This window comes from Protofrankia sp. CiT1 (assembly GCF_917627335.1).
Taxonomy (GTDB): Bacteria; Actinomycetota; Actinomycetes; order Frankiales; family Frankiaceae; genus Protofrankia.
This window is the reverse complement of the sequence record NZ_CAKJTP010000234.1, coordinates 1-2,442: the sequence shown is the minus strand read 5'-3', so window position 1 is coordinate 2,442 and position 2,442 is coordinate 1. Positions and strand designations below refer to the sequence as shown.

Genomic DNA, 2,442 nt, shown 5'->3' with positions numbered 1-2,442 from the left:
TTTTCGATTTCCCAGTGCCGACGAACATGGGTGTGAATGGCGGCGGGGGTGGCACGACTTCCCCGCAGGCTGGTAATGATGAAGGCGTATTCTTTCGTGAGTCGGTTTCCTTCAAGGTCGAATTCCTCTCGGCGGATTATGGCTATCGTCCGTGCGAACGGGAAGCGGATGTCCTCGGCGGTTGCGGTCCAGATGGCCCACCGCTTGATGCGTCCGTGTGAGCGTTCTTCTTCCTCGTGATGAGGGGCTTCCTGGAGTAACGGAAGACAGCGCTCGAAGACATGGCGGTGAAGGGTGGGCTGGTTTCGTTTGACGGTAAGGACGTAGTCGATGCCGCGTTTATGGAGGAGAATCGCGGTTCTGAACTGCGTGTGGGCCGCATCTGCCGTGATAATGGCTCGCCCCCGTGTATATTTAATCATTTTTACCAGCTTCCCCACCTGGGTTATTTCGTTGGTGCTGCTGGGAACCAGGGTCTGGGCGACGACGACGCCGTCTTCATGGATCATGGCGGCAAACAGTGTGACCTGCGCGTTCTCATCGGTCCAGGCGCCCCGCAGAACCTTCCCATCCAGCGCGAGTACCAGATCACCGTCGCGATCACGTGTCGCGCATTCATGCAGCCAGGCACCGACGATAAGGTCCAACACGTCCGCGTCGACCTGTGTCAGGACATCCCGAATCGTGCTCTCGCTCGGCGCCTCGTACCACGCGCGAAAATAATCGTAGGGCGCCCCGAGCTGGGCGAGAAGGCGTTGCGGAAGGTCGCCGGCCCGTCGGCCGATCTGGCGGTAGTTCGCGGCGCCAGCGAGTGTCGCGACAACCGCGACAGCGAGAATACAATCAATGTTGTAGATCTTTCCGCGGGCCGCCCGGAAATCTTTCACCTGGCGCAGCATCTCGAGAAGTCTGCTGGCCGTATTCTCGCCGGCGTGGTCATGGCCGTTCGACAGGGTGGCGCCGGTCTGGCATGATGACATGCGATGGCCTTCTCGGTTGGGGTTGTGTTTCTGGTACTTTCATTATCCCGACCGGAAGGTCATTTTCATCACAACGGTACGTCAGATGTCAGATAATGCAGCGGCCACAGGTCGCCCATCACGTTCCAGCAGATTCTTCTGGTCGACACGCGACGTGCCGCGCCGATATGTTGGCGAATCTCGACCGATGTAGGCGGGGCAGCGTTGAAGCGCACTATACCCTTCCACGGTGCATGTGGATGGCCTCACAAGGTGACTACAAAAAGTAGTAGATCGTAACGCTGTGCGACCTTCGCGCACCCCTGAGGGTGACCCGCAAAATCATTGGTGCAGGTCAACGGGGTTGTCGAGGGTGAGGATGGTCAGGAGCAGGGCGTTGTCGTGACGGATTCTGCGGATGGTCGGGGCGATGCGGGTATAGCCAGCGAGACGGATCAACCCGATGCTGAGGTTACGGAGTGTGGCCATAGTGCGGGGCGAGGAGCCGGTCCGAACCCGGGAAGTATCCTCACGGAACGTCACATCATGCACCCAGTGGACCTTGTTGTCCGGTAGCCCCGGCGCATTGCTGCGCCGGGGCCCCGTCAGAACCGTGCTTGCCACTCGTCGCGGCACACGGCTCAAGCACGCCTCTGGGGCGCGCGGGTTCCTGTTCTGCTGGTCCGGGCTGGCCGCGTTCCGTCTCCATGCCGACGGGCGCAGCCGGTGTGGACAAGGCGGTGTTTCGTCCGGTTCTCGCTGTCGGTGATGTCTGTGTAGGTCATCACCCTGCCGACGGCGGCGTACCAGTGCTCCCACTGGCTAGGGGAGTCCGGCGGGTCGCCATCGAACAGCAGCGGCAGACCGCACAGCGGGCAGGTTCCGTCTTGGGCGCGCATGGCGCTGAGGCGGGATTTCGCCAGCTGGGGCGGCTTTCGTCTGCGCCGCCGGTCGCCCCAGTAACGGGCGAGGTCAGGATCATCGGGTGAGTTCCTGCCGGGTACCGGGGCATGTCGGACGATGGGCGTCCAGGCGTACTTGTGGAGGTAGGCGCCGCTGTTGCGGTCGCCGAGGACCCACCTGTCGACCAGGATCAAGCAACGACCGCGACGTGTCCCCTCAACACAAACCCCAAGGTCAGCGGGCTACGGCCACCCCCCCTGAATGGACACCGTCATCGGTATGTGCCGATTCGAATTAGGCGAACTCGACGGCTACCTGGACGCTGTGCGGCCGATGCCGATGGAGGCTGTCTTCTGACCGTTCCCATCGGCATCAGACCTGTTCTGCGGTGCGCTCTTCAACGAGAGATAGCATGAGCACGGTGGCGGTTGTTCAGCTCTCCTTGTTGACGGCCGCCGTTGTCGGGGTTTTCATACGTCCCGTCCGGGTGCCGAAATGGGCGGCGCCGGTAACCGCCGCGGTACTGTTGCTTCTCGTCGGTGCCATGACCATCGACGCCGCGCTCGCGGCCATCCGCCCA

General features: G+C 61.9%; 2 protein-coding genes. Both read right to left on the bottom strand.

Annotation, left to right across the window (positions count from 1 at the left end):
* Window positions 1–980, bottom strand: a 980-nt coding sequence (locus MJ785_RS20590) for an ISAs1 family transposase (RefSeq protein ID WP_239382426.1), incomplete at its 3' end; no start/stop codon positions are given.
* Window positions 981–1,301: 321 nt separating this feature from the next.
* Window positions 1,302–1,604: a hypothetical protein gene (locus tag MJ785_RS20585; RefSeq protein WP_239382424.1), complete on the bottom strand. Its 303-nt coding sequence runs from the start codon at window positions 1,602–1,604 to the stop codon at window positions 1,302–1,304.
* Window positions 1,605–2,442 lie beyond the last annotated feature (838 nt).